Raw genomic sequence first — 23,670 nt, 5'->3', positions numbered from 1 at the left:
AACCTGACTATACCCACATTGAACTGTCTGAATCCATAATACAAAATTATTGGACAGTTTATGAGAAAGGAACACTTCTCATGGAAAAAATGAGTTTTGAAATTTACCGTTACAATCCGGACGTTGATGCCAAACCTTATATGCAACGTTACGAGTTGGAATTGGAACCGACCGACGTTAAACTTTTGGATGCTTTGGTGCGCCTGAAAGCGCAAGATGATACATTGTCTTTCCGCCGTTCTTGTCGCGAAGGTATTTGCGGTTCTGACGGTATGAACATCAATGGCAAAAACGGCTTGGCGTGTTTGACCGATCTGCGCGGCTTGAAACAGCCGGTTAAAATCCGTCCTCTGCCAGGTCTGCCTGTTATCCGCGACCTAATTGTGGATATGACCCAATTCTTCAAACAGTATCACTCCATCAAACCTTATGTTGTCAACGATAACCCGATTGATGCCGATAAAGAGCGTCTGCAAACTCAGGAAGAGCGTAAAGAGTTGGATGGTTTGTACGAATGTATTTTGTGCGCCTGCTGTTCGACTGCCTGCCCGTCATTCTGGTGGAATCCTGATAAATTCGTTGGTCCGTCCGGTTTGCTGAATGCTTACCGTTTCATTGCGGATAGCCGTGATACCATCACTAATGAGCGTTTGGATAATCTGAACGACCCATACCGCCTGTTCCGTTGCCATACCATTATGAACTGCGTAGACGTATGTCCTAAACACTTGAATCCGACTCGAGCCATCGGTAAGATTAAAGAGATTATGTTGAAACGAGCAGTTTAAGAAATGATGGTTTTTGACGATATTGCCAAACGGAAAATCCGTTTTCAAACCCGCCGGGGATTGTTGGAATTAGATTTGATTTTTGGCAGGTTTATGGAAAAAGAATTTGAGCACTTGAGTGATCAGGAGTTGTCTGAATTTTGCGAAATCCTTGAATTTCAAGATCAAGAATTACTTGCCTTGATTAACGGGCATTCGGCAACGGACAGGAAGCACCTGATTCCCATGCTTGAAAAAATCAGACAGGCATAATGTATTATAGGGCTTGTTTGCGATACCGATCCGAACAAGCCCTTTCCATACGGAGGCCGTCTGAAAAAAGACCGTGCCGCTTATGCGGCAACGAGAGCCCCAACTTACAAAGGAGTTTTAAGAATGTCTAAATCTGTCAAACTTACTACCTCAACTCAAGAGGCTTTGGAGCTGCCGGTATTGGAAGCAAGTATCGGCCATGATGTGGTTGATATCCGTACGTTGACTAAAAATACAGGTCTGTTTTCATTCGACCCCGGGTTCGTGTCAACTGCAAGTTGCGAATCCAAAATCACTTATATTGATGGTGATGAAGGTCTGTTGTATTACCGTGGTTATCCTATCGAGCAGCTAGCCGAAAAATCCGATTATTTGGAAGTTTGCTATCTGTTGATTTACGGCGAACTGCCTACAGCTGAGCAGAAAAAAGAATTTGATACCACTGTCAGCCGCCATACGATGGTACATGAACAGCTGACTTGGTTCTTCCGTGGTTTCCGACGTGACGCACATCCGATGGCGATGATGGTCGGTGTGGTCGGCGCACTGTCTGCGTTCTATCAAGACAGTCTGGATATTACCAATCCCGAACACCGAAAAATCGCAATTTACCGTCTGATTTCCAAAATTCCGACAATCGCGGCAATGTGTTACCGCTATTCCAACGGTTTGCCGTTCAATTATCCGAAAAACAATCTCTCTTACTCTGAAAACTTCCTTCACATGATGTTTGCCACACCGTGTGAAGATTATAAACCCAACCCGGTTTTGGCGCGCGCGCTCGACCGCATCTTTATCCTCCATGCAGACCATGAGCAAAACGCATCGACTTCCACCGTCCGTCTGGCAGGTTCTTCTGGTGCAAACCCGTTTGCCTGCATTGCTGCTGGTATTGCCTGCCTGTGGGGTGCGTCCCATGGCGGTGCTAACGAAGCTGTCTTGAAAATGTTGGATGAAATCGGTGATGTGTCCCGTGTTGCCGAATATATGGAAGGCGTGAAACAACGCAAGTACCGTCTGATGGGCTTCGGACACCGCGTGTACCGCAACATGGATCCGCGCGCCAGTATCATGCGTGAAACCTGTTACGAAGTGCTGAAAGAATTGGGTTTGGAAGACAGCCCGAAATTCAAGCTGGCAATGGAATTGGAACAAATTGCCCTTAAAGACCCGTTCTTCGTAGAGCGCAAGCTGTATCCAAACGTCGACTTCTATTCCGGCATCGTCCTGTCCGCATTGGGCATTCCAACTGAAATGTTTACCGTTATCTTCGCCCTGTCGCGCAGCGTAGGTTGGATTTCGCATTGGCATGAAATGATTAGCGATCCTTCGCTGAAAATCGGTCGTCCGCGTCAGCTTTATACCGGTTCGGCGCGTCGGGATTATGTATCTGTAAATGATAGATAGTTTATATTAATATCTTGTTGGATAAGAAATATCGGAAAGTCGGATTGTTTGTCGGATTGGTGTCGTTGTAGTCGGATGAAACTAATGCAAGCAATCCGGTTTGAAATAGGGTAGAATGAAGTGTCTTTTCAGACGGCATAAGTTCCGCCGTCAGGACGCGGACTTCTACCCTTTGTTTATATTTTAAAGAAAAGAGCGCACGCCATGATGGATGAAAAACTCAATTTCTCTTATCTGTTTGGCTCGAATGCACCCTATATTGAGGAGTTGTACGAGAGTTTTTTGGAAAATCCCGATTCGGTGGATGAGAAATGGAAGCAGTATTTTACCGATTTGAGCAAGCAGCCCGGTGCAGCCGCTGTCGATGTTGCCCACACACCGATTCGTGAATCATTTGCCACTTTGGCTAAAAAGAAAATTGCCGCAGCCGTTGCGGGCGGTGTGGACGAGGCAATGATGAAAAAGCAAGTCAGCGTTCTGCGTCTGATTTCTGCCTATCGTATACAAGGCGTGGGTGCAGCCCAACTTGATCCGCTCAAACGTATCCCACCTCAAAATATCGAAGCTCTCGATCCTAAGTTCCATGGTTTGTCAGATGCCGATATGGCGGTTCAATTCAATATGGGCGAGGGCGATTTTTCCGGTCAGGGCAAACTGCCTCTTTCCAAAATCATCAGCAACCTCAAACAAACCTACTGCGGTCATATCGCGGTAGAGTACATCTACATCCCAAATACCGAAGAGCGCCGCTGGGTTCGCAATTATTTTGAAAGCGTGCTGTCTACGCCAAGCTACAACGTTGAACAAAAACGCCGTATCTTGAAAGAAATGACTGCTGCCGAAACTCTGGAGCGCTACCTGCATACCAAATATGTCGGTCAAAAACGCTTTGGTGTAGAAGGCGGCGAAAGTGCGATTGCCGGTTTGAACTACCTGATTCAAAACGCCGGTAAAGACGGTGTGGAAGAAGTTATCATCGGTATGGCACACCGTGGTCGTCTGAATGTTTTGGTTAACATTTTGGGCAAAAAACCCGGCGATTTGTTCGCTGAGTTTGAAGGCCGTGCCGAAATCAAATTGCCTAGCGGCGACGTAAAATACCACATGGGCTTCAGCTCCGACATCGCCACTCCGCATGGTCCGATGCACGTTTCTTTGGCATTTAACCCATCCCACTTGGAAATTGTTAACCCGGTAGTGGAAGGTTCTGCACGCGCCAAACAAAAACGTTTGGGCGAAAACGGCCGCGATAAAGTCTTGCCGGTATTGATTCACGGTGACTCCGCATTTATCGGTTTGGGTGTTAACCAAGCAACATTCAACCTGTCTAAAACACGCGGTTATACCACCGGCGGTACGGTTCACATCGTGATCAACAACCAAATCGGCTTTACCACTTCCGATATCCGCGATACCCGTTCAACCGTACACTGTACCGATATCGCGAAAATGGTTTCCGCTCCGGTTATCCATGTGAACGGCGATGATCCTGAGCGCGTTTGCTTTGCCATCCAAGCCGCTTTGGATTACCGCAAAAAATTCCATAAAGACATCGTGATCGACGTTGTCTGCTACCGTAAATGGGGCCACAACGAGGGCGATGATCCGACCTTGACCCAACCGATGATGTACAAAAAAGTATCGCAACACCCGGGTGCGCGTGCTTTGTACACCGAGCAACTGATTGCCGAAGGCGTGGTAACCCAAGCTGAGGCTGACGCTTACATCCAAGCCTACCGTGATGCTTTGGACAAAGGCGAACACGTTGAGCAAACAACGTTGAGCAACTTCCAACGCACGCAAATCGATTGGAGCAAATACCAAGGTAAAGATTGGCGCGAACACATCGAAACCGGTTTGCCTGCCGCAGATATTGAGCGTCTCACCGAGAAGTTTACTGCCGTACCGGAAGGCTTTGCCCTGCATCCGACCGCGAAACGTGTGATTGAAGCGCGTAAAGCCATGGCATCCGGCAAACAAGCCATCGACTGGGGTATGGCCGAAACCTTGGCATACGCAAGCCTTGTAACCAAAGGTCATGGTGTGCGTATCTCCGGTGAGGACTCCGGCCGCGGTACATTCTCACACCGTCATGCAGTATTGCACGATCAAAAACGCGAAAAATGGGACGACGGTACTTATGTTCCTCTGCGCCATATGGGCGAAGGCATGGGCGAGTTCCTGGTTATCGACTCCATTTTGAACGAAGAGGCCGTGATGGCGTTCGAGTACGGCTTTGCCTGCTCCGCACCTGACAAACTGACCATTTGGGAAGCTCAATTCGGTGACTTCGCCAATGGCGCGCAAGTGACTATTGACCAATTCCTGTCTTCAGGCGAAACCAAATGGGGTCGTTTGTGCGGCCTGACCACCATCCTGCCGCACGGTTACGACGGTCAAGGCCCTGAGCATTCTTCTGCACGCGTAGAACGTTGGTTGCAACTGTGTTCTGAGAACAATATGCAAGTCATCATGCCGTCTGAAGCGTCGCAAATGTTCCACCTCTTGCAACGTCAAGTCTTGGGTTCATACCGCAAACCGCTGGTGATTTTCATGTCCAAACGACTGTTGCGCTTCAAAGGTGCAATGAGCCCGCTGGAAAACTTCACCGAAGGTTCGACTTTTCGTCCGGTTATCGGCGATACTGCAGAACGCGCAAGCAACGACAGCGTGAAACGTGTGGTATTGTGTGCCGGTCAGGTTTACTATGACTTGGAAGCCGGTCGTGCCGAGCGTAAACTGGAAGATGATGTTGCGATTGTTCGCGTTGAGCAGCTGTATCCGTTCCCATACGAAGAGGTTAAAGCTGAACTGGCGAAATATCCGAATGCAAAATCTGTGGTTTGGGCGCAAGAAGAGCCGAAAAACCAAGGCGCGTTCTACCAAATCCGCCACCGCATCGAAGACGTTATCAGCGAAGAGCAAAAACTGTCTTATGCCGGTCGTCCAAGCAGCGCATCGCCTGCAGTGGGTTACTCAAGCAAACACATTGCTCAATTGAAACAATTGGTTGAAGACGCTTTGGCGTTATAAACCAAGTAGCATTCCGTCTGAGGCTGATCAGGCGGAATGCCCATGTGCAGAATTAAAAACACACAACAGGCCGTCTGAAAGGGCCATTGGAGACACAAAATGATTATTGATGTAAAAGTACCTATGCTGTCTGAAAGCGTATCTGAAGGCACGCTCTTAGAATGGAAGAAAAAAGTTGGCGAAGCAGTTGCCCGTGACGAAATCCTGATCGATATCGAAACTGACAAAGTGGTTTTGGAAGTCCCTTCTCCACAAGCTGGCGTATTGGTTGAAATCGTAGCGCAAGACGGTGAAACCGTTGTTGCCGACCAAGTTTTGGCACGCATCGATACTGCTGCCACTGCCGCTGCTGAAGCCCCGGCCGCCGCTCCTGCCGAAGCAGCCCCGGCCGCCGCTCCTGCTGATGCACAAAACAACGCTGCTATGCCTGCCGCTGCAAAACTGGCTGCAGAGACCGGTGTTGACGTGAACGCATTGCAAGGTTCCGGTCGTGACGGTCGCGTATTGAAAGAAGACGTACAAAATGCCGCTGCCAAACCTGCTGCAGCCGCTGCTCCTGCTGTTGCACTTCCTGCCGGCGCACGTCCTGAAGAACGCGTACCAATGAGCCGCCTGCGTGCCCGTGTTGCAGAACGCCTCTTGGCTTCTCAACAAGAAAACGCCATTCTGACTACATTCAACGAAGTCAACATGAAACCGATCATGGACTTGCGTGCGAAGTACAAAGAAAAATTCGAGAAAGAACACGGCGTGAAATTGGGCTTTATGTCCTTCTTCGTTAAAGCCGCTGTTGCCGCCCTGAAAAAATACCCGGTTGTGAATGCTTCTGTTGACGGCAAAGACATCGTTTACCACGGCTACTTTGACATCGGTATCGCAATTGGCAGCCCACGCGGTTTGGTTGTGCCAATCTTGCGCGATGCCGACCAAATGAGCATTGCCGACATCGAACAAGCAATTGTTGATTACGCGAAAAAAGCCAAAGACGGCAAAATCGCTATCGAAGATCTGACCGGCGGTACATTCAGTATTACCAATGGCGGTACTTTCGGTTCTATGATGTCTACCCCGATCATCAACCCGCCTCAATCTGCGATTTTGGGTATGCATGCCACTAAAGAGCGCGCTGTGGTTGAAAACGGCCAAGTTGTTGTCCGTCCGATGATGTATCTGGCTTTGTCTTACGACCACCGTATCATCGACGGCCGCGAAGCTGTATTGACCTTGGTAGCCATTAAAGACGCGTTGGAAGACCCAGCTCGCCTGTTGTTGGATCTGTAATCGTTTCAGACGGCCTTTTATTTGTTAATGAAAAGGCCGTCTGAATTTTTATTTAGATGTAGCGTAATGTAGTATCGTGCTACAATAGGCTCAATAAACGATTGAGGCCGTCTGAAACATTTGATTCGAATGAATCGACAGATATGGACTTTCAGACGGCCTTTTCTTAAAACCATCAAAACGCAGTCATTCAAAATAAAAAAGAAACAAAAAGTATCGTTTTTATTTTGAGATACTGCCAAAAGCAAAGGATGACACAATGTCTCAATATGATGTAGTAGTGATTGGTGCAGGCCCGGGCGGATACGTTGCCGCTATCCGTGCCGCGCAACTGGGTTTCAAAACCGCTTGCGTTGACGCAGGCGTTAACAAAGCAGGCAATGCCCCTGCATTGGGCGGTACTTGCTTGAACGTAGGTTGTATCCCTTCTAAAGCCCTGTTGCAATCCAGCGAACATTTCCACGCCGCGCAACACGAGTTTGCCGAACACGGTATCACTGTCGGCGACGTAAAATTCGACGCGGCCAAAATGATTGAGCGCAAAGATGCCATCGTGACCAAACTGACCGGCGGCGTGAAATTCCTGTTCCAAAAAAACAAAGTAACCAGCCTGTTCGGTACGGCTTCCTTTGCAGGTAAAAATGGCGATGCTTACCAAATCGAAGTCGATAACAAAGGCGAGAAAACCGTTATCGAAGCCAAACACGTCATCGTAGCGACCGGTTCCGTACCGCGTCCGCTGCCACAAGTCGCTATCGACAATGTGAACGTATTGGACAACGAAGGCGCATTGAACCTGACCGAAGTACCTGCCAAACTCGGCGTGATCGGTTCCGGCGTGATTGGTTTGGAAATGGGTTCCGTATGGAACCGCGTGGGTGCGGAAGTTACCATTCTTGAAGCCGCGCCGACCTTCCTGGCTGCCGCCGACCAACAAATCGCCAAAGAAGCCTTCAAATACTTCACCAAAGAGCAAGGTCTGTGCATCGAATTGGGCGTGAAAATCGGCGACATCAAATCTGAAGGCAAAGGCGTTTCCGTTGCTTACGAAACTGCTGCCGGCGAAGCCAAAACCGAAGTATTCGACAAACTGATCGTTGCCATCGGCCGTATTCCAAACACCAAAGGCCTGAACGCCGAAGCCGTAGGCTTGGAAAAAGACGAGCGCGGCTTTATCAAAGTAGACGGCGAATGCCGTACCAACCTGTCTAACGTATGGGCAATCGGCGACGTGGTTCGCGGCCCGATGTTGGCACACAAAGCCAGCGATGAAGGCGTTGCCGTTGCCGAGCGCATTGCCGGTCAAAAACCGCATATCGACTTCAACAACGTACCGTTTGTAATTTACACCGATCCTGAAATTGCTTGGGTGGGTAAAACCGAAGAGCAGCTCAAAGCCGAAGGCGTGGAGTACAAAAAAGGTACTTCAGGTTTCGGTGCAAACGGTCGCGCATTGGCAATGGGCAAAGCCAAAGGTACGGTTAAAGTATTGGCAGATGCCAAAACCGACCGCATCTTGGGCGTACACATGATTGGCCCGGTTGTTAGCGAATTGGTTACCGAAGGCGTGACTGCGCTCGAATTCTTCGCCAGCAGCGAAGACATCGCCCGCATTATCCATGCCCACCCAACCTTGTCCGAAGTGGTTCACGAAGCTGCATTGGCGGCCGACAAACGCGCTTTGCACGGTTGATAGACATTAAGGCCGTCTGAAACTTTTCAGACGGCCTTAAGGCCTTCGACAAATTGAATGTTTCGAGAGCTTCGTTTTCTGATTTATAATTCCGTCAGGCAAACAAACAGCATTTACATTCATTATGAACAAAGAAATAGTCGGTATTTTCTTTATACCGATGGGCATCATCAGCATGTGTATGGCCGCATTGTGGCAGATGTATGTGATGATGACCGAAACTTATACGCTCAACCGTTTCAAAGATAAAGAATTGGTTTGGCGCGTGGCATTGTTGTTTATCAGTTTCAGCCTTGCCGTTTACCTGCTCTGCCCGAATTCGCGTAAAAAAGGCATTGTCTTTTTTATTCTCGGAGTAGGCGGCGCGGTCATGTATTTGTTGGCGCGGATGTGGCTGCCTTTCAGTAAACAATAGTGCCGTCTGAAAATATAGGATTGTCCGCAGGGCGATTCCTAAGACCCACTCACCTTAAGGAGAAATCCATGAATCTACACGAGTATCAGGCTAAAGAACTGCTGGCTAGCTACGGTTTGCCCGTACAAGGCGGTATTTTGGCGCACAACGGCGAAGAAGCCGCTGCAGCTTACGACAAATTGGGCGGCAAATTCGCTGTTGTTAAAGCACAAGTACATGCCGGCGGCCGCGGTAAAGCGGGCGGCGTAAAAGTCGTTAAAAGCCGTGAAGAAGCCAAAGAAGTGGCTGAAAGCCTGATTGGCACCAACTTGGTAACTTACCAAACCGATGCCAACGGCCAACCTGTCAACAGCGTTTTGGTTTGCGAAGACATGTATCCTGTTCAAACCGAGCTGTACTTGGGCGCAGTGGTTGACCGTTCTACCCGCCGCGTTACATTCATGGCTTCTACCGAAGGCGGCGTGGAAATCGAAAAAGTTGCTGCCGAAACTCCAGAAAAAATCTTCAAAGTAACCGTTGATCCGCTGGTCGGCCTGCAACCTTGCCAAGCTCGCGAAGTTGCCTTCCAACTGGGCTTGAAAGACAAACAAATCAACGAGTTTGTCAAACTGATGACCGGCGCGTACAAAGCGTTTATCGAAAACGACTTCGCCCTGTTTGAAGTAAACCCACTGGCAGTTCGCGAAAACGGCGCACTGGCTTGCGTGGACGGCAAAATCGGTATCGACAGCAACGCGCTCTACCGCCTGCCAAAAATCGCTGAATTGCGCGACAAATCTCAAGAAAACGAACGTGAGCTGAAAGCTTCTGAATTCGACCTGAACTATGTTGCGCTGGAAGGCAACATCGGCTGTATGGTGAACGGTGCCGGTTTGGCGATGGCTACTATGGACATCATCAAACTCAAAGGCGGCCAACCTGCCAACTTCTTGGACGTTGGTGGCGGCGCAACCAAAGACCGCGTGGTTGAAGCGTTCAAACTGATTCTCGAAGACAAATCCGTCAAAGGCGTATTGATCAACATCTTCGGCGGTATCGTACGTTGCGACATGATTGCGGAAGCCATCGTGGCAGCCGTTAAAGAAATCAACGTCAACGTTCCTGTCGTTGTTCGTTTGGAAGGTAACAACGCCGAACTCGGCGCGAAAATCCTGAACGAATCAGGTCTGAAACTGACTTCTGCAGACGGCCTGAATGACGCAGCCGAAAAAATTGTTGCAGCCGTAAACGCCTAAGGAGAAAAGAATGAGCGTATTGATTAATAAAGACACCAAAGTATTGGTTCAAGGTTTCACCGGTAAAAACGGTACTTTCCACTCCGAACAAGCTCTGGCTTACGGCACTAAAGTTGTCGGCGGCGTTACCCCGGGCAAAGGCGGTCAAACCCACCTGAACCTGCCTGTATTCAACACCATGAAAGAAGCGGTTAAAGAAACCGGCGCAGACGCATCCGTAATTTACGTTCCCGCTCCGTTTGTTTTGGATTCTATCGTTGAAGCGGTTGATTCCGGCGTAGGCTTGGTGGTTGTGATTACCGAAGGCGTACCGACTCTGGACATGCTCAAAGCCAAACGCTACTTGGAAACCAACGGCAACGGCACACGTTTGGTCGGCCCTAACTGCCCGGGCGTGATTACTCCGGGCGAGTGCAAAATCGGTATTATGCCGGGCCACATCCACACTCCGGGCCGCATTGGTATTATTTCCCGTTCCGGTACATTGACTTACGAAGCTGTGGCACAAACCACCAAACTGGGCTTGGGTCAATCAACCTGTATTGGTATCGGCGGCGACCCGATTCCTGGTATGAATCAAATCGACGCACTGAAACTTTTCCAAGAAGACCCGGATACTGACGCCATCATCATGATTGGTGAAATCGGCGGTACTGCGGAAGAAGAAGCAGCCGAATACATCCAATCCAACGTAACCAAACCTGTTGTAGGTTACATTGCTGGTGTTACCGCTCCTAAAGGCAAACGTATGGGCCACGCCGGTGCGATTATTTCCGGCGGTAAAGGTACTGCCGAAGAAAAATTCGCCGCTTTCGAAAAAGCCGGTATCGCTTACACCCGCAGCCCTGCCGAGTTGGGTACTACCATGCTGGAAGTGTTGAAAGCAAAAGGTTTGGTGTAAATCAATCATCTGATTGATTAAAGATTAAATGCCGTCTGAAACCGGAAATCTGGTTTTAGGCGGCATTTGTTTTATCTTGATTCAGCATATGTTTAATAGGTTTGACCTGCATAAAGTTTCAAGCAGGTCGTTACTGGAATATAAGGTACGCTATGTTAAGGCGGCTTGGACAGGCAGGTTACGTCTTGCTTTTCATTGCTGTTTGGAAGGTAGGAAATATCAAAATTTCCCATATCGTTAACAATTTTAAATTTTTATATATTTAAACTCATAAAGATATAAAGCATCGGTTAAATTTTGTTGTATTTTTTTAAATTAGTGGGTAAATTACATTTTATTTCAAATTAGAACTGAATATTAAGAGAGGACACACTATGCTGCATACTGCTCCAGATACGCCGCAACTCCCGCAAGGCAGGCCAAAATTTTATCACAGCCTGTATTTCCAAGTTATCGTTGCCATCATCATCGGTATTATACTTGGCAATTTCTTTCCTCATTTCGGGGCAAGCTTGAAGCCTTTGGGGGAAGCGTTCATCAAGCTGGTCAAGATGATTATTGCACCGGTTATTTTCCTGACCGTCGTTACCGGTATTGCCGGTATGAATGATATGAAGTCGGTTGGCCGCGTTGCGGGTAAAGCAATGCTTTATTTCATTACCTTTTCGACTCTTGCATTGGTTATTGGCCTGATAGTAGCCAATATTGTCCAACCTGGAGCAGGACTCAATATTGACCCCGCGACATTGCATTCCGAAAAGGTTTCTGAATATGTTGAGAAGGCACATGACAGCACCTTGGTTGGTTTTTTGATGAATATTATTCCGACTACGGTTGTCAGCCCCCTGACGGAAGGTAATATTCTGCAAGTCTTATTCGTTTCCGTCTTATTCGGCATTTCCCTTGCTTCCGTAGGCGAGAAAGCGCGTCCTATCACCGACTTGCTTCTGGCGGCAACAACCCCGATGTTCAAAGTGGTTTCCATATTGATGAAGGCCGCACCGTTGGGGGCATTAGGTGCTATGGCGTTTACCGTTGGGAAATATGGTCTGCATTCCATCAGTAATCTGATTCTTTTGGTGGCCACTTTCTATCTAACATCATTATTGTTTGTCGTTTTTGTCCTTGGTGCGGTGGCACGTTACAACGGGTTCTCTATCTTAAAAATGATCCGTTATATTAAAGAAGAAATGTGGCTGGTACTGGGAACTTCCTCTTCAGAAGCCGCACTGCCGACATTGATGCAGAAAATGGAAGCAGCAGGTTGTAAGAAGTCTGTGGTCGGTCTGGTTATCCCTACAGGATATTCCTTTAACCTTGACGGTACCAATATTTACATGACCATGGCCGCATTGTTTATTGCACAGGCCACCAATACCGATCTGACTATCACGCAACAGATTACTTTGTTGTTGGTGGCAATGCTCAGTTCAAAAGGTGCGGCAGGTGTAACCGGCGCAGGTTTTATTACCTTGGCGGCAACACTGTCTGTTGTCCCCAGCTTGCCGGTAGAAGGAATGGCACTGATTTTGGGTATCGACCGCTTTATGTCCGAATGTAGGGCGCTGACTAACCTGGTGGGTAATGCTTGTGCTGCGATTGTGGTTGCCCGTTGGGAAAAATCCTTGGACAAGGATAAACTTGATGATGCTATGAATGGAAAACTGACCGTTCATACTGATGCCTCGCATTAAACCGTCAAATATAAACTAAACGAATAAAACTGCACTCCGGTTTCCGAAGTGCAGTTTTATATTAGCCAATCAACCCTGTTATTCAGGCATGTCCGGTTGAACCGTTTAAACATCAGCATATGATTTTACGATAGGTAAGGATCGGATATATTAGACAATCTTATACCAATACAGATTAGCGAGTTTGAGGGTGAAAAAGAATGTGCCGTTGGCAATGAAGTTTCTGAGATAAAGCGCCATAGGATTTTTGTTTGTGGTTTGGATGTTGGAGAAGGAATGGTTTGTTTTTTAAGGTTTAACTTTGTTGAAGCTTATGTTTTCAGACGATATTGGAGGCCGTCTGAAAAGTTGAAATGGCAAGCCATCAATCAAGCAGCCGCGTGCGTACCGTACATACCCTACACGTTGGTTTTGAAATTCCGAGTGATTCACAGGTAGGGTGTGTGGCGCAGCACGCACGCGGTCGGTTGGATATGCAGGCTACGGCTTTCTTTTATATTCCTCTATCAATTCCTTAGTAATTTTAGGATTTCTATTCTGGTCCTTTTGGATTGTTAACTTTTTGGAATTTAAAAAATTTACAACACGTTCAAATGAATCCTGAAAATTATCCGTTATTACTTGCAAAAACTCAGAAATATTTTTATCTTTATATTTCTGTTTTAAATCTAAATTAGGCAATATCTCATTTTTAATTAGAAAAGCGATATGATAACGCCATGGACTTAATGATTTTTTACTTAAATTAATTGATTCACTTACTTTCATAAGCAAATGATGCGCAATAAAATATATTCTTGGATGAGTTTCCTCATCAAATAGATTTACATCTTTGTGACTATTATCTTCTTTTTGCATGTATTGATTGATTAACGTTCCATAATAATAGTGCACCTTATGAGGTTCAGAAAGCATAATTGATACGAATGACTTAATCAGCGAGGGAATAGTAACAATATCATTTCTAGTAATATCATCAAAATCATCAAACTGATGAGATCTTCTCTCATAATAATATCTGTATCCACTATGACGCATACCTGAGAAGTAATCTTCTAATTTTCTATGATAAGGATTAATTGCAACCAAAGCTTCCTTCATTACTCTTGATTGACTATTTGTTGTCTCAATTATTCTATTAGTTAAATTGATATCTGAAGTTTGTATCAACTTTAATGTTACGTACATATTGTCATCTAAATTATTCTTGGCATTAAATATAACATGACTTGTTTGACATCCATTGACGATTTGAAATTTTCTAATAGTGAATATATCGCCTCTACTACTAATTTCTTTGGCTACAATTGTGATACCGTTATTTAATAATGCAAATTTATCTTTTTCATTTATATCCTCAATGGTCTTATTAATACTATTATTAATTAAGTTATTTCCTAAAAAATCTCTGACATTATCAGCAAAAAGCCCTTTATTGATTTCTCCAGTGGCTCTTGAGATTAATTCAACAAAATCTTTACATTTTATAACTCCTAAATATGCATATTCAGTTCCACTTATTTGCGGAAGAGTAATATGTTTTTCTAATTTAAAATCTTTAGTTATCTCGTTTTGTGCTTCTCTATAAGCAATGCTAATTTGCTCACTATCAAAAATGTGGCAATTAATTTTACTTACATATCGTTCCACCTGTTTTCTGAGTTGCTCCTTTGAAAATTCTATAGTTTCATATAAAGATGAATTCGCATATCCAGAATAAACATAATAAATAGAAACTTCAGGTAGTTTTTTTAGTTTTGCAGCACGCTCATAAATAGTATGTCGAATACCATATAGTTTCTTTATCTCAGGTGGAAAATATTTTTCATCATCTAGAAAAAACTTGGCAATAGATTCAATAAACTTTAGAAAGTCTCCCTTATCAAAAGAATCTGACGTTTTAGTTTGTATAAATGTAAACTTGGCATCAAAGTCTGCATTTGTATATGTTGTAATTTCATCTTTTAGGTCATTAACAATGATCCCATTAATAGCAATTGCAACTCCATCAATACCATAAGCTGTACCAGTAGAAACCTTATTAAAACTAAAAGAATCATAATATTCGGCATTTAAGATAGAATAATTTACAAATTTCTCAAAGGCTGTATCTTCTTTTTCTTTACTTATTGAATGACGTTTTTTGAATTCATTCAGTTTTCCATTTAAGATAACATTTTTCATATTTATACTTTCCTTTTCTCGATTAAAAAATTATGTAGTTTTATCCCAAAACCACTTTCAAATACTTCCCAGTATAACTCCCCTTAACCTTCGCCACTTCCTCGGGGCTACCTTCCGCAATAATCCTGCCCCCGCCATCGCCGCCTTCCGGCCCTAAGTCCACAATCCAATCCGCAGTTTTAATCACGTCAAGATTATGCTCGATAATCACAATCGAGTTGCCTTTGCCTTTCAGACGGCCTATCACTTCCAGCAGCAGGGCGATGTCGGCGAAGTGCAGGCCGGTGGTGGGTTCGTCGAGGATGTAGAGCGTTCTGCCGGTGTCGCGTTTGGAGAGTTCCAAGGCGAGTTTGACGCGCTGGGCTTCGCCGCCGGAGAGGGTGGTGGCGGACTGGCCGAGGCGGATGTAGCCTAGGCCTACGTCCATCAGGGTTTGCAGTTTGCGCGATACGGTGGGGACAGCGTCGAAGAATTCGCGGGCTTCTTCGACGGTCATGTCGAGGACTTGGCTGATGTTTTTGCCTTTGTATTGGATTTCGAGGGTTTCGCGGTTGTAGCGTTTGCCGTGGCAGACTTCGCAGGGGACATACACATCGGGCAGGAAGTGCATTTCGACTTTGATGACGCCGTCGCCTTGGCAGGCTTCGCAGCGGCCGCCTTTGACGTTGAAGGAGAATCTGCCGACGTTGTAGCCGCGTTCGCGCGAAAGGGGCACGCCGGCGAAGAGTTCGCGGATGGGGGTGAACAGGCCGGTGTAGGTGGCGGGGTTGGAGCGCGGGGTGCGGCCGATGGGGGATTGGTCGACGTTGATGACTTTGTCGAGGTGTTCGAGGCCGTGGATGTCGTCGTATGGGGCGGGTTCTTCTTGGGCGCGGTTGAGTTCGCGGGCGGTGATTTTGGCGAGGGTGTCGTTAATCAGGGTGGATTTACCGCTGCCGGATACGCCGGTGATGCAGGTAATCAAACCGAGCGGCAGTTCGAGGGTAACGTTTTTGAGGTTGTTGCCGCGCGCGCCTTTGAGGACGAGCATTCGGTCGGGATTGACGGGCGTGCGTTCAGACGGCACGGCAATGGATTTTTTGCCGCTGAGGTATTGTCCGGTAACGGATTTTTCGCATTTGGCGACGTTTTCGGGGGTGTCGGCAATCAGTACGTTGCCGCCGTGTTCGCCCGCGCCAGGACCCATATCGACGACGAAATCAGCTTCGCGGATGGCGTCTTCGTCGTGTTCGACCACAATCACGCTGTTGCCCAAATCGCGCAGGCGTTTGAGGGTGGCGAGCAGGCGGTCGTTGTCGCGCTGGTGCAGGCCGATGGAGGGTTCGTCCAAAACGTACATCACGCCGGTCAGGCCGCTGCCGATTTGGCTGGCGAGGCGGATGCGCTGGGCTTCGCCGCCGGAGAGAGTTTCGGCGGAGCGGGAGAGATTCAGGTAATCCAGCCCGACGTTAATCAGGAAGCCGAGCCGCTCGGTGATTTCTTTGAGGATTTTTTCGGCGATTTGTTTCTTGTTGCCGTCTAAATCCAGCGTTTCAAAGAATTGGTGGGTTTTGGTCAGCGGCCAGGCGGAAACTTCGTGTAAGGGTTCGCCGCTGACGTAAACGTAACGCGCTTCTTTGCGCAAACGTGCGCCGCCGCAGCTCGGGCAGGCGCGGTGGTTTTGGTATTCGCGCAGTTTTTCGCGCACGGTTTCGCTGTCTGTTTCTCGGTAGCGGCGTTCGAGATTGGGGATGATGCCTTCGAAGGCGTGGCTGCGGTTGAAGGTGGTGCCGCGTTCGGATAGGTAGGTGAAATCAATCACTTCCTTTCCCGAACCGTGCAGGATGACTTTTTTGACTTTTTCAGGCAGCGTTTCCCAAGCAGCCTGCACATCGAAACCGTAATGCCGCGCCAGCGACTGAATCATTTGGAAATAGAACTGGTTGCGCTTGTCCCAACCGTCAATCGCGCCCGTTGCCAACGACAGTTCGGGATGGGCGACTACTTTTTCGGGGTCGAAGAAATTGGTGTTGCCTAAGCCGTCGCAAGTTGGGCAGGAACCCATCGGGTTGTTGAAGGAAAACAGGCGCGGCTCTAATTCGGGCAAGCTGTATGAACATACGGGACAGGCAAAACGCGCGGAGAACCAATGTTCTTCGCCGCTTTCCATTTCCATTGCCAACGCGCGTTCGTTGCCGTGGCGCAGCGCGGTTTCAAAACTTTCCGCTAGCCGCTGCTTGATGTCAGCCTTCACTTTCACGCGGTCGATGACCACGTCGATATTGTGCTTGATGTTTTTTTCCAGCTTCGGCACTTCGTCCAGCTGATAGACCTCGCCGTCCACGCGCACCCGCGCAAAACCTTGCGCCTGCAAGTCGGCAAAGAAATCGACAAATTCGCCCTTACGTTCGCGCACCGCCGGCGCCAGAATCATCACGCGCGTGTCTTCCGGCAGCTTCAACACGGCATCGACCATCTGCGATACGGTTTGGCTGGATAGCGGCAGATTGTGTTCGGGGCAATACGGCATGCCGACGCGGGCGTACAAAAGGCGCAGATAGTCATGGATTTCCGTTACCGTGCCGACGGTGGAACGCGGATTGTGGCTGGTGGATTTCTGCTCGATGGAAATCGCGGGCGACAGACCTTCGATCAAATCGACATCGGGTTTGTCCATCATCTGCAAAAACTGCCGCGCATAGGCGGAAAGGCTCTCAACATAGCGCCGCTGCCCTTCGGCATACAGCGTGTCAAATGCCAGCGACGATTTGCCGCTGCCTGACAATCCTGTTACCACCACCAGCTTGTGGCGCGGAATGTCTAAATCGACATTTTTCAAATTATGCGTGCGCGCGCCGCGGATGCGGATGGTGTCGTTGTCGTGTGAATGTTTGGGATGATGGTTGCACATGGTGAATGCCGTCTGAAAAAGAAGGAAACGGCTATTGTAGCACTTTATCAAATAACGTCTTAAGCAGGATTCAGACGGCATTTGCCAGCGGAGTACGGCAGATTCCGCTATAATGTCGGCAATTTTAACCCGCTTGAATAGAAGGATGACAAATGAACCGTCTTTACCCCCACCCGATTATTGCCCGTGAGGGCTGGCCGATTATCGGCGGCGGTTTGGCTTTGAGCCTGCTGGTGTTGATGTGCTGCGGCTGGTGGTCTTTGCCGTTTTGGGTGTTTACCGTATTTGCCCTGCAGTTTTTCCGCGACCCTGCGCGTGAGATTCCGCAAAATCCTGAAGCGGTGTTGAGTCCTGTTGACGGCCGTATCGTGGTGGTCGAGCGCGCACGCGATCCGTATCGTGATGTCGATGCTTTGAAAATCAGTATTTTTATGAACGTGTTCAATGTGCATTCGCAAAAATCGCCTGCCGATTGTACGGTAACAAAAGTGGTCTATAACAAAGGTAAATTCGTGAATGCGGATTTGGACAAAGCCAGCACGGAAAATGAACGTAATGCGGTGTTGGCGACTACGGCTTCCGGTCGTGAAATTACTTTTGTTCAAGTGGCCGGTTTGGTGGCGCGCCGTATTTTGTGCTACACCCAAGCAGGTGCGAAACTGTCTCGCGGCGAACGCTATGGCTTTATCCGCTTCGGTTCGCGCGTGGATATGTATCTGCCTGTCGATGCGCAGGCGCAAGTGGCGATTGGCGATAAAGTTACCGGCGTCAGCACTGTATTGGCGCGTTTGCCGCTGACTGATCCTCAAGCCGAGTCTGTTTCACAAGCTGCTTCGGTTGAAACAGCGGCAAACCAATCTGCCGAACAGCACTAAATCGAAGCTGCTGCTGCCAAGATTCAGGCGGCTGTGCAAGATGTGTTGAAAGATTAATTGCCGGTTTTAAAATTGGTTTAAAGTAAGAAAAAGGTTTTCAGACTGCCGTCTGAAAACCTTTTTTGTTTGTCTGTCCGATTTTAAAACTTCACGTTCACGCCGCCGGTAAAGCTGCGGCCCATTTGCGGCGTATTAGAGAGGAAGCTGCTGTGGGCGTAAACGGATTGGTTGAGCAGGTTGTCGGCTTTGACGTACCAATTCCACTCGCCATAGCGCGTATTGCGGCGGTAGTTTGCACCGACGTTGAGCATATGGTGTCCGGGCGTGCGCGTTTCGTAGCGGGCGAGTTTGTTTTGGGCGAACACGCGGTAGTAGTCCAAATTGGCATCGATACGGTCGGTCAGCGAGGCTTTCAGGTGGAAGCCGAGGCGCGCAGCCGGAACGCGAGGCGCATTTTGGTTATCCTGTGCGATGAAAGGACGGTTGCCGTAAGCATCTTCCCTGCCAGGTAGGGATGGCAGGTTTTTCAGACGGCCTCGTACATAGTCGCCGGAAACGCCGATGCGGTAGCGCGGTGTCGGTTTGAAGTAGATTTCGCCTTCTGCGCCGTAGAAGTCCGCACCGGATTGGTTGTAGCGCACGAGCTTCATTTCGCTGTCGTCTTCGATGGATTTGGGGCCGCGTCCGTCGTTTAAGGTTTGGGCGTAGATGTAGTTACCGAAGCGGTTGCGGTAGAGTGCCAGATTGTATTGCCAGCGGTCGCCTTCGTAGCCCAGCGCGATTTCGATGTTGTTGGAACGCTCTTTGTTGAGGTGTTTGTTGCCGACTTCAAAGGTGTTGGTGGCAACGTGTTTGCCGTGTGCGTACAGCTCTTGCGTTGACGGCAGGCGTTCCTGATGGGAGGCAGTCAGGCTGAGCTTGTGGTGTGGCGTGAAATACCAGTTGCCTGAAAGTGCGAACGAGCGGGCGGTTTGGCGGTGCGCGCCGAGGTCGGGTAGGGGTTGGTTGTAGTAGTTTTCCCGATCAATCAATGCTTTGTCGTACTGGATGGAGGCTTTTTGTTTTTCCACGCGTACGCCGCCTTCAAGCGTGAAGTTATCCCAGTTTGCCTGTTCTACACCGAAAAAGCTGTAATGGCGCACATTATTGTCAATCAACATTGGTTGTTGGACGGTTTCGGGAATGGCGGAAAGTGCGCTGGATTTTTGTCCCAAATATTGCACGCCCCAGCTGCCTTTCAGACGGCCTATGGGTTGGTGGCGCAACTCGATACGGGCGTTGTGTGTTTTGTTGTTGAAGAAGTTTTCTACTGCATCGCCTGCTTTTTCGTCGTGGTGGTAGTCGTTGCGGTTCAGATGTACGCGCAGGGCTTCAAAACCTGGGAGAGGCTGCTTCCATTCGGCGCGGAGTTCGTAGCGTTTATTGCGCAGGTCTATCCACGGTCTGCCGCTGTGGGTGTGGGCGTGTGCATTATCGTCGTCGTGGAAGCCGCAGCTCAAGCCCGGATTGTCGTAATCGACGTCTTCTTCGGTCAACAGGTGCGGATAAAGCTGCAAATAGCGTTTGTTAATCAAACTCTTTTGCCAGATGATGTCGGCGTGGCAATCATCGTATTCGTGGCTGTGGGCAGGCAGGCCGTATTGGTCGCGACGGTCGCTGTACGCCACGCCGATAAAGCCTTTTTCGCCAACCCAAGACAGCCCGATGCTGCCTGTTTTGGAATCGGCATGGCTGTCGGGCAGTCGTTTCAGACGGCCTTCTTCTTTTTGATAGCGCGGTACGGCGTAATTGCCAGATTTGCGGTACAAGCCTTCGGTATGCAGCACGAAGTTGTTGCCCAAACCGATATTGATGCCTGCGGATGTCAGTTTTTCCAAATTGCCGCTGCTCAAACGCAATCCGGCTTCGCCCGATACGCCGTTTTCAGGCATTTTTTCGGGGATTTTGCCATCGGCAACATCGACCAAACCGGCCACATTGCCTGAGCTGTACAAGAGCGTAACCGGGCCACGCAGGATTTCGATCTGTTGCGACAAGGCGCTGTCCACCATGATTGCATGGTCTGGAGAGAAGTCCGCCATGTCACCCGTTTCGCCGTGATGGTTCAATACTTTAATCCGTCTGCCTGTTTGACCGCGAATGACGGGAGCGGATGCGCCGCCGCCGTATTGCGAGGCATGAATGCCCGGTACGCCGTCTAAAGCATCGCCTAGGTTGACGGCTTTTTGGCGCAAAGTATCGCCGGAGATGATTTTGTCGGAGGCGGTTGAAGTGTGCAACAGCCCCGAAGTGGTGCGCGGACGGCTTTTGCCGACGACGGTAACCGTTTTTAAGTCCATAGACTGTTCGGTCCCATGTGCTTGCGAGAGGATAGGAGTGCTGATTAAAAGAATTGATAAAACAATGGGTTTTAGCGTAGTTTGAGCCATTTTAGCTTCTCATCACATTTTGAAAACCTGTTATTATATAACATTACATTATTTATATAATAAATTTTTAAGAAAAAACCAAGGTATCGGCAAAAGTTTTTTAAAATGATACGGTTGTGACATTTAATGGCGTTAATTTGTATTAACCCTAATTTTAGGGAAGTGAATGATGTGAACACGAATTCCGCTATATTTGGCTATCGGATAATCAAAATTTATGAGGGCATAAAATCGGTGCTTTCCCGAATGGTCGAAAAGATGGCAAAATTGCACACTTGTCAGAAAGCGAGACTCTGCGTCAGATTCCTAAGGGTGCATCAGGCACGCTAAGAGATAAGGGGGTATGCTCAGGGGTATCGGAAATGCAGTCAATAATAAATAACATTATAAATCAATAGGTTAATCACAAAATGCTTTTGTTTATCGACAATTATGACAGTTTCACTTACAACATCGTCCAGTATTTTACAGAATTGGGGCAGGAAGTTGTCGTGCGCCGTAACGATGATATTACATTGGAAGAAATCGAAGCCTTAAAGCCGCAATATCTTGTAATCGGCCCCGGACCATGTTCCCCTAAGGAGGCGGGTATTTCAGTAGAAGCCATGCGCCATTTTGCCGGCAGGCTGCCGATTATGGGCGTGTGCCTCGGGCATCAGACGATAGGCGAAGCGTTCGGCGGAGATGTGGTACGGGCAAAAACCTTGATGCACGGCAAGGTGTCGCCTGTGTCCCATTCGGGTAAGGGTATGTTTAAAGATTTGCCCAATCCGGTTACCTGTACGCGTTATCATAGCCTTGTTATCGATCGGAATACGATGCCCGAATGTTTGGAAGTAACGGCTTGGACTGAAGATGGCGAGATTATGGGTGTGCGCCATAAGGAATATGCCGTTGAGGGGGTACAATTCCACCCTGAAGCTCTGCTGACCGAACACGGACATGATATGTTGAACAATTTTTTAGTTGAATTTCAAAACTTCAAACCGCAAAAAATCTGACGTGATGCCGTCTGAAGCCCTTCAGACGGCATTTTCGTCCGAATATTGAACGGAGGACAAAAAATGATTACACCGCAACAGGCTATCGAACGATTAATCAGCAATAATGAGTTGTTTTACGATGAAATGACCGACTTGATGCGTCAGATTATGAGCGGACAGGTTCCGCCGGAGCAGATAGCGGCCATTTTGACAGGATTGCGTATCAAGGTTGAAACCGTTTCCGAAATTACCGCAGCTGCAGCCGTCATGCGCGAGTTTGCGACAAAAGTGCCGCTGGAGAATGCAGAGGGGTTGGTTGATATCGTCGGTACGGGCGGAGATGGTGCTAAAACCTTCAATATTTCGACGACTTCGATGTTTGTTGCTGCAGCGGCAGGCGCGAAGGTTGCCAAACACGGAGGCCGGTCGGTCTCTTCCTCCAGCGGTGCGGCTGACGTGATGGAGCAAATGGGCGCAAACCTCAACCTGACTCCCGAACAGATTGCCCAAAGTATCAGCCAGACCGGTATAGGGTTTATGTTTGCACCCAATCACCACAGTGCCATGCGCTATGTTGCCCCGGTACGACGTTCGCTCGGTTTCCGAAGTATTTTCAACATTTTGGGCCCGTTGACCAATCCTGCGGGCGCGCCAAACCAACTTTTGGGCGTGTTCCATACCGATTTGTGCGGCATTTTGTCGCGGGTCTTGCAACAACTTGGTTCCAAACACGTTTTGGTTGTTTGCGGGGAGGGCGGTTTGGATGAAATTACACTGACGGGTAAAACGCGCGTTGCCGAACTAAAAGACGGAAAAATCAGCGAATACGACATCAGCCCTGAAGATTTCGGTATCGAAACCCGCCGCAATTTGGATGAAATCAAAGTTGCCAATACTCAGGAATCTTTGTTGAAAATGAACGAGGTGCTTGAAGGAAGAGAAGGGGCGGCACGCGATATCGTGTTGCTTAATACCGCCGCCGCCCTATATGCCGGAAATGTCGCTGCTTCGCTTTCAGACGGCATATCTGCCGCACGGGAAGCCATCGATTCAGGTAGGGCGAAAGCGAAAAAAGAGGAGTTTGTCGGTTTTACACGGCAATTTGCCTAAGCAGGCAGAATGAATATAAAGCAACAAATGCCGTCTGAAAATTTCAGACGGCATTTGTGTTTTAGAGTCAAAAGAATGGAGAGGGCAATTTATTTATATATAGTGGATTAACAAAAATCAGGACAAGGCGACGAAGCCGCAGACAGTACAAATAGTACGGAACCGATTCACTTGGTGCTTCAGCACCTTAGAGAATCGTTCTCTTTGAGCTAAGGCGAGCCAACGCCGTACTGGTTTTTGTTAATCCACTATAAAACTTTTGGGGCTGTAAAAGAGCAAAGATTGCAGTTGCAACGTGTGGTAGAGTATGGCGAAAATCGAAACATTACAGTCAAAATTACGGAGATCGAATAAAGGTGCTCATGAGAAATCCCCTAAATGCCTTGGTGGGAATTTTGGGGATTTCGGGGGGATTTTGCAAAGGTCTCAGGCCGTCTGAAAAAGTGGGTTGATTTGATGCGTTTCCTGCTAATGAATTGTTAACTTAGTCATAATTTAGT

The 23,670-nt window shown here is 48.1% G+C and carries 16 protein-coding genes; 13 read left to right on the top strand and 3 right to left on the bottom strand.

The window, feature by feature from the left end:
* The first annotated feature begins 80 nt into the window (after positions 1 to 80).
* The 10 genes from DQM57_RS04520 (at position 81) to DQM57_RS04470 (ending at position 12,699) form a co-directional block, all read left to right on the top strand.
* Positions 81 to 788, top strand: a complete 708-nt coding sequence (locus tag DQM57_RS04520; protein ID WP_002241462.1) for a succinate dehydrogenase iron-sulfur subunit — start codon at positions 81 to 83, stop codon at positions 786 to 788.
* A gap of 3 nt (positions 789 to 791) precedes the next feature.
* The gene (locus tag DQM57_RS04515) at positions 792 to 1,040 is read left to right on the top strand and encodes an FAD assembly factor SdhE (protein WP_107960359.1); all 249 of its coding nucleotides are present in this window, start codon (positions 792 to 794) and stop codon (positions 1,038 to 1,040) included.
* Positions 1,041 to 1,163: 123 nt separating this feature from the next.
* Positions 1,164 to 2,447: a citrate synthase gene (gltA, locus tag DQM57_RS04510; RefSeq protein ID WP_111727093.1), complete on the top strand. Its 1,284-nt coding sequence runs from the start codon at positions 1,164 to 1,166 to the stop codon at positions 2,445 to 2,447.
* A 204-nt stretch (positions 2,448 to 2,651) separates the two neighbouring features.
* On the top strand, positions 2,652 to 5,480 hold the full coding sequence (locus DQM57_RS04505; protein ID WP_003675088.1) for a 2-oxoglutarate dehydrogenase E1 component: 2,829 nt from the start codon (positions 2,652 to 2,654) through the stop codon (positions 5,478 to 5,480).
* 99 nt (positions 5,481 to 5,579) lie between these two features.
* Positions 5,580 to 6,761, top strand: coding sequence for a 2-oxoglutarate dehydrogenase complex dihydrolipoyllysine-residue succinyltransferase (gene odhB, locus DQM57_RS04500; protein WP_111727091.1), 1,182 nt, complete (start codon positions 5,580 to 5,582; stop codon positions 6,759 to 6,761).
* A 259-nt stretch (positions 6,762 to 7,020) separates the two neighbouring features.
* A complete protein-coding gene (lpdA, locus tag DQM57_RS04490; protein WP_111727089.1) occupies positions 7,021 to 8,454 on the top strand; it encodes a dihydrolipoyl dehydrogenase in 1,434 nt (477 codons plus the stop codon).
* Positions 8,455 to 8,578: 124 nt separating this feature from the next.
* The gene (locus tag DQM57_RS04485) at positions 8,579 to 8,869 is read left to right on the top strand and encodes a hypothetical protein (protein ID WP_108043609.1); all 291 of its coding nucleotides are present in this window, start codon (positions 8,579 to 8,581) and stop codon (positions 8,867 to 8,869) included.
* Between the two features lie 68 nt (positions 8,870 to 8,937).
* Complete coding sequence (sucC, locus tag DQM57_RS04480) at positions 8,938 to 10,104, top strand: ADP-forming succinate--CoA ligase subunit beta (RefSeq protein WP_003675098.1); 1,167 nt, start codon at positions 8,938 to 8,940, stop codon at positions 10,102 to 10,104.
* Between the two features lie 10 nt (positions 10,105 to 10,114).
* The gene (gene sucD, locus DQM57_RS04475; RefSeq protein ID WP_003675100.1) at positions 10,115 to 11,005 is read left to right on the top strand and encodes a succinate--CoA ligase subunit alpha; all 891 of its coding nucleotides are present in this window, start codon (positions 10,115 to 10,117) and stop codon (positions 11,003 to 11,005) included.
* A 374-nt stretch (positions 11,006 to 11,379) separates the two neighbouring features.
* Positions 11,380 to 12,699 carry a dicarboxylate/amino acid:cation symporter gene (locus tag DQM57_RS04470; protein ID WP_108043611.1) on the top strand — a complete coding sequence of 440 codons (1,320 nt, stop codon included), beginning with the start codon at positions 11,380 to 11,382 and terminating at the stop codon, positions 12,697 to 12,699.
* 480 nt (positions 12,700 to 13,179) lie between these two features.
* On the opposite strand, the gene DQM57_RS04460 is transcribed toward DQM57_RS04470, so the two are convergent.
* Positions 13,180 to 14,883: an AIPR family protein gene (locus tag DQM57_RS04460; protein WP_111727086.1), complete on the bottom strand. Its 1,704-nt coding sequence runs from the start codon at positions 14,881 to 14,883 to the stop codon at positions 13,180 to 13,182.
* A gap of 40 nt (positions 14,884 to 14,923) precedes the next feature.
* The gene (gene uvrA / locus DQM57_RS04455) at positions 14,924 to 17,773 is read right to left on the bottom strand and encodes an excinuclease ABC subunit UvrA (protein WP_111727084.1); all 2,850 of its coding nucleotides are present in this window, start codon (positions 17,771 to 17,773) and stop codon (positions 14,924 to 14,926) included.
* A gap of 152 nt (positions 17,774 to 17,925) precedes the next feature.
* Here uvrA and DQM57_RS04450 point away from each other — a divergent pair, with 152 nt between their 5' ends.
* A complete protein-coding gene (locus DQM57_RS04450; RefSeq protein ID WP_111727082.1) occupies positions 17,926 to 18,648 on the top strand; it encodes a phosphatidylserine decarboxylase in 723 nt (240 codons plus the stop codon).
* Between the two features lie 140 nt (positions 18,649 to 18,788).
* Here DQM57_RS04450 and znuD read toward each other — a convergent pair whose 3' ends face one another.
* Positions 18,789 to 21,077: a TonB-dependent zinc receptor ZnuD gene (gene znuD, locus DQM57_RS04445; protein ID WP_111727080.1), complete on the bottom strand. Its 2,289-nt coding sequence runs from the start codon at positions 21,075 to 21,077 to the stop codon at positions 18,789 to 18,791.
* A 410-nt stretch (positions 21,078 to 21,487) separates the two neighbouring features.
* Between znuD and DQM57_RS04440 the strand changes: the two genes are divergently transcribed.
* Entirely contained in the window at positions 21,488 to 22,078 is a 591-nt protein-coding gene (locus tag DQM57_RS04440) for an aminodeoxychorismate/anthranilate synthase component II (protein WP_003754790.1), read from the top strand.
* 63 nt (positions 22,079 to 22,141) lie between these two features.
* The gene (trpD, locus tag DQM57_RS04435) at positions 22,142 to 23,170 is read left to right on the top strand and encodes an anthranilate phosphoribosyltransferase (protein WP_111727078.1); all 1,029 of its coding nucleotides are present in this window, start codon (positions 22,142 to 22,144) and stop codon (positions 23,168 to 23,170) included.
* Positions 23,171 to 23,670: the final 500 nt, after the last annotated feature.

It is taken from the genome of Neisseria cinerea (assembly GCF_900475315.1).
Lineage (GTDB): Bacteria > Pseudomonadota > Gammaproteobacteria > Burkholderiales > Neisseriaceae > Neisseria > Neisseria cinerea.
This window is presented reverse-complemented; position numbering and strand designations above follow the sequence as displayed.

Coding starts and splice junctions, on each gene's coding strand:
- DQM57_RS04520 (WP_002241462.1), top strand. CDS start 81: ATGGAAAAAATGAGTTTTGAAATTTACCGTTACAATCCGGACGTTGAT.
- DQM57_RS04515 (WP_107960359.1), top strand. CDS start 792: ATGATGGTTTTTGACGATATTGCCAAACGGAAAATCCGTTTTCAAACC.
- gltA (WP_111727093.1), top strand. CDS start 1,164: ATGTCTAAATCTGTCAAACTTACTACCTCAACTCAAGAGGCTTTGGAG.
- DQM57_RS04505 (WP_003675088.1), top strand. CDS start 2,652: ATGATGGATGAAAAACTCAATTTCTCTTATCTGTTTGGCTCGAATGCA.
- odhB (WP_111727091.1), top strand. CDS start 5,580: ATGATTATTGATGTAAAAGTACCTATGCTGTCTGAAAGCGTATCTGAA.
- lpdA (WP_111727089.1), top strand. CDS start 7,021: ATGTCTCAATATGATGTAGTAGTGATTGGTGCAGGCCCGGGCGGATAC.
- DQM57_RS04485 (WP_108043609.1), top strand. CDS start 8,579: ATGAACAAAGAAATAGTCGGTATTTTCTTTATACCGATGGGCATCATC.
- sucC (WP_003675098.1), top strand. CDS start 8,938: ATGAATCTACACGAGTATCAGGCTAAAGAACTGCTGGCTAGCTACGGT.
- sucD (WP_003675100.1), top strand. CDS start 10,115: ATGAGCGTATTGATTAATAAAGACACCAAAGTATTGGTTCAAGGTTTC.
- DQM57_RS04470 (WP_108043611.1), top strand. CDS start 11,380: ATGCTGCATACTGCTCCAGATACGCCGCAACTCCCGCAAGGCAGGCCA.
- DQM57_RS04460 (WP_111727086.1), bottom strand. CDS start 14,883: ATGAAAAATGTTATCTTAAATGGAAAACTGAATGAATTCAAAAAACGT.
- uvrA (WP_111727084.1), bottom strand. CDS start 17,773: ATGTGCAACCATCATCCCAAACATTCACACGACAACGACACCATCCGC.
- DQM57_RS04450 (WP_111727082.1), top strand. CDS start 17,926: ATGAACCGTCTTTACCCCCACCCGATTATTGCCCGTGAGGGCTGGCCG.
- znuD (WP_111727080.1), bottom strand. CDS start 21,077: ATGGCTCAAACTACGCTAAAACCCATTGTTTTATCAATTCTTTTAATC.
- DQM57_RS04440 (WP_003754790.1), top strand. CDS start 21,488: ATGCTTTTGTTTATCGACAATTATGACAGTTTCACTTACAACATCGTC.
- trpD (WP_111727078.1), top strand. CDS start 22,142: ATGATTACACCGCAACAGGCTATCGAACGATTAATCAGCAATAATGAG.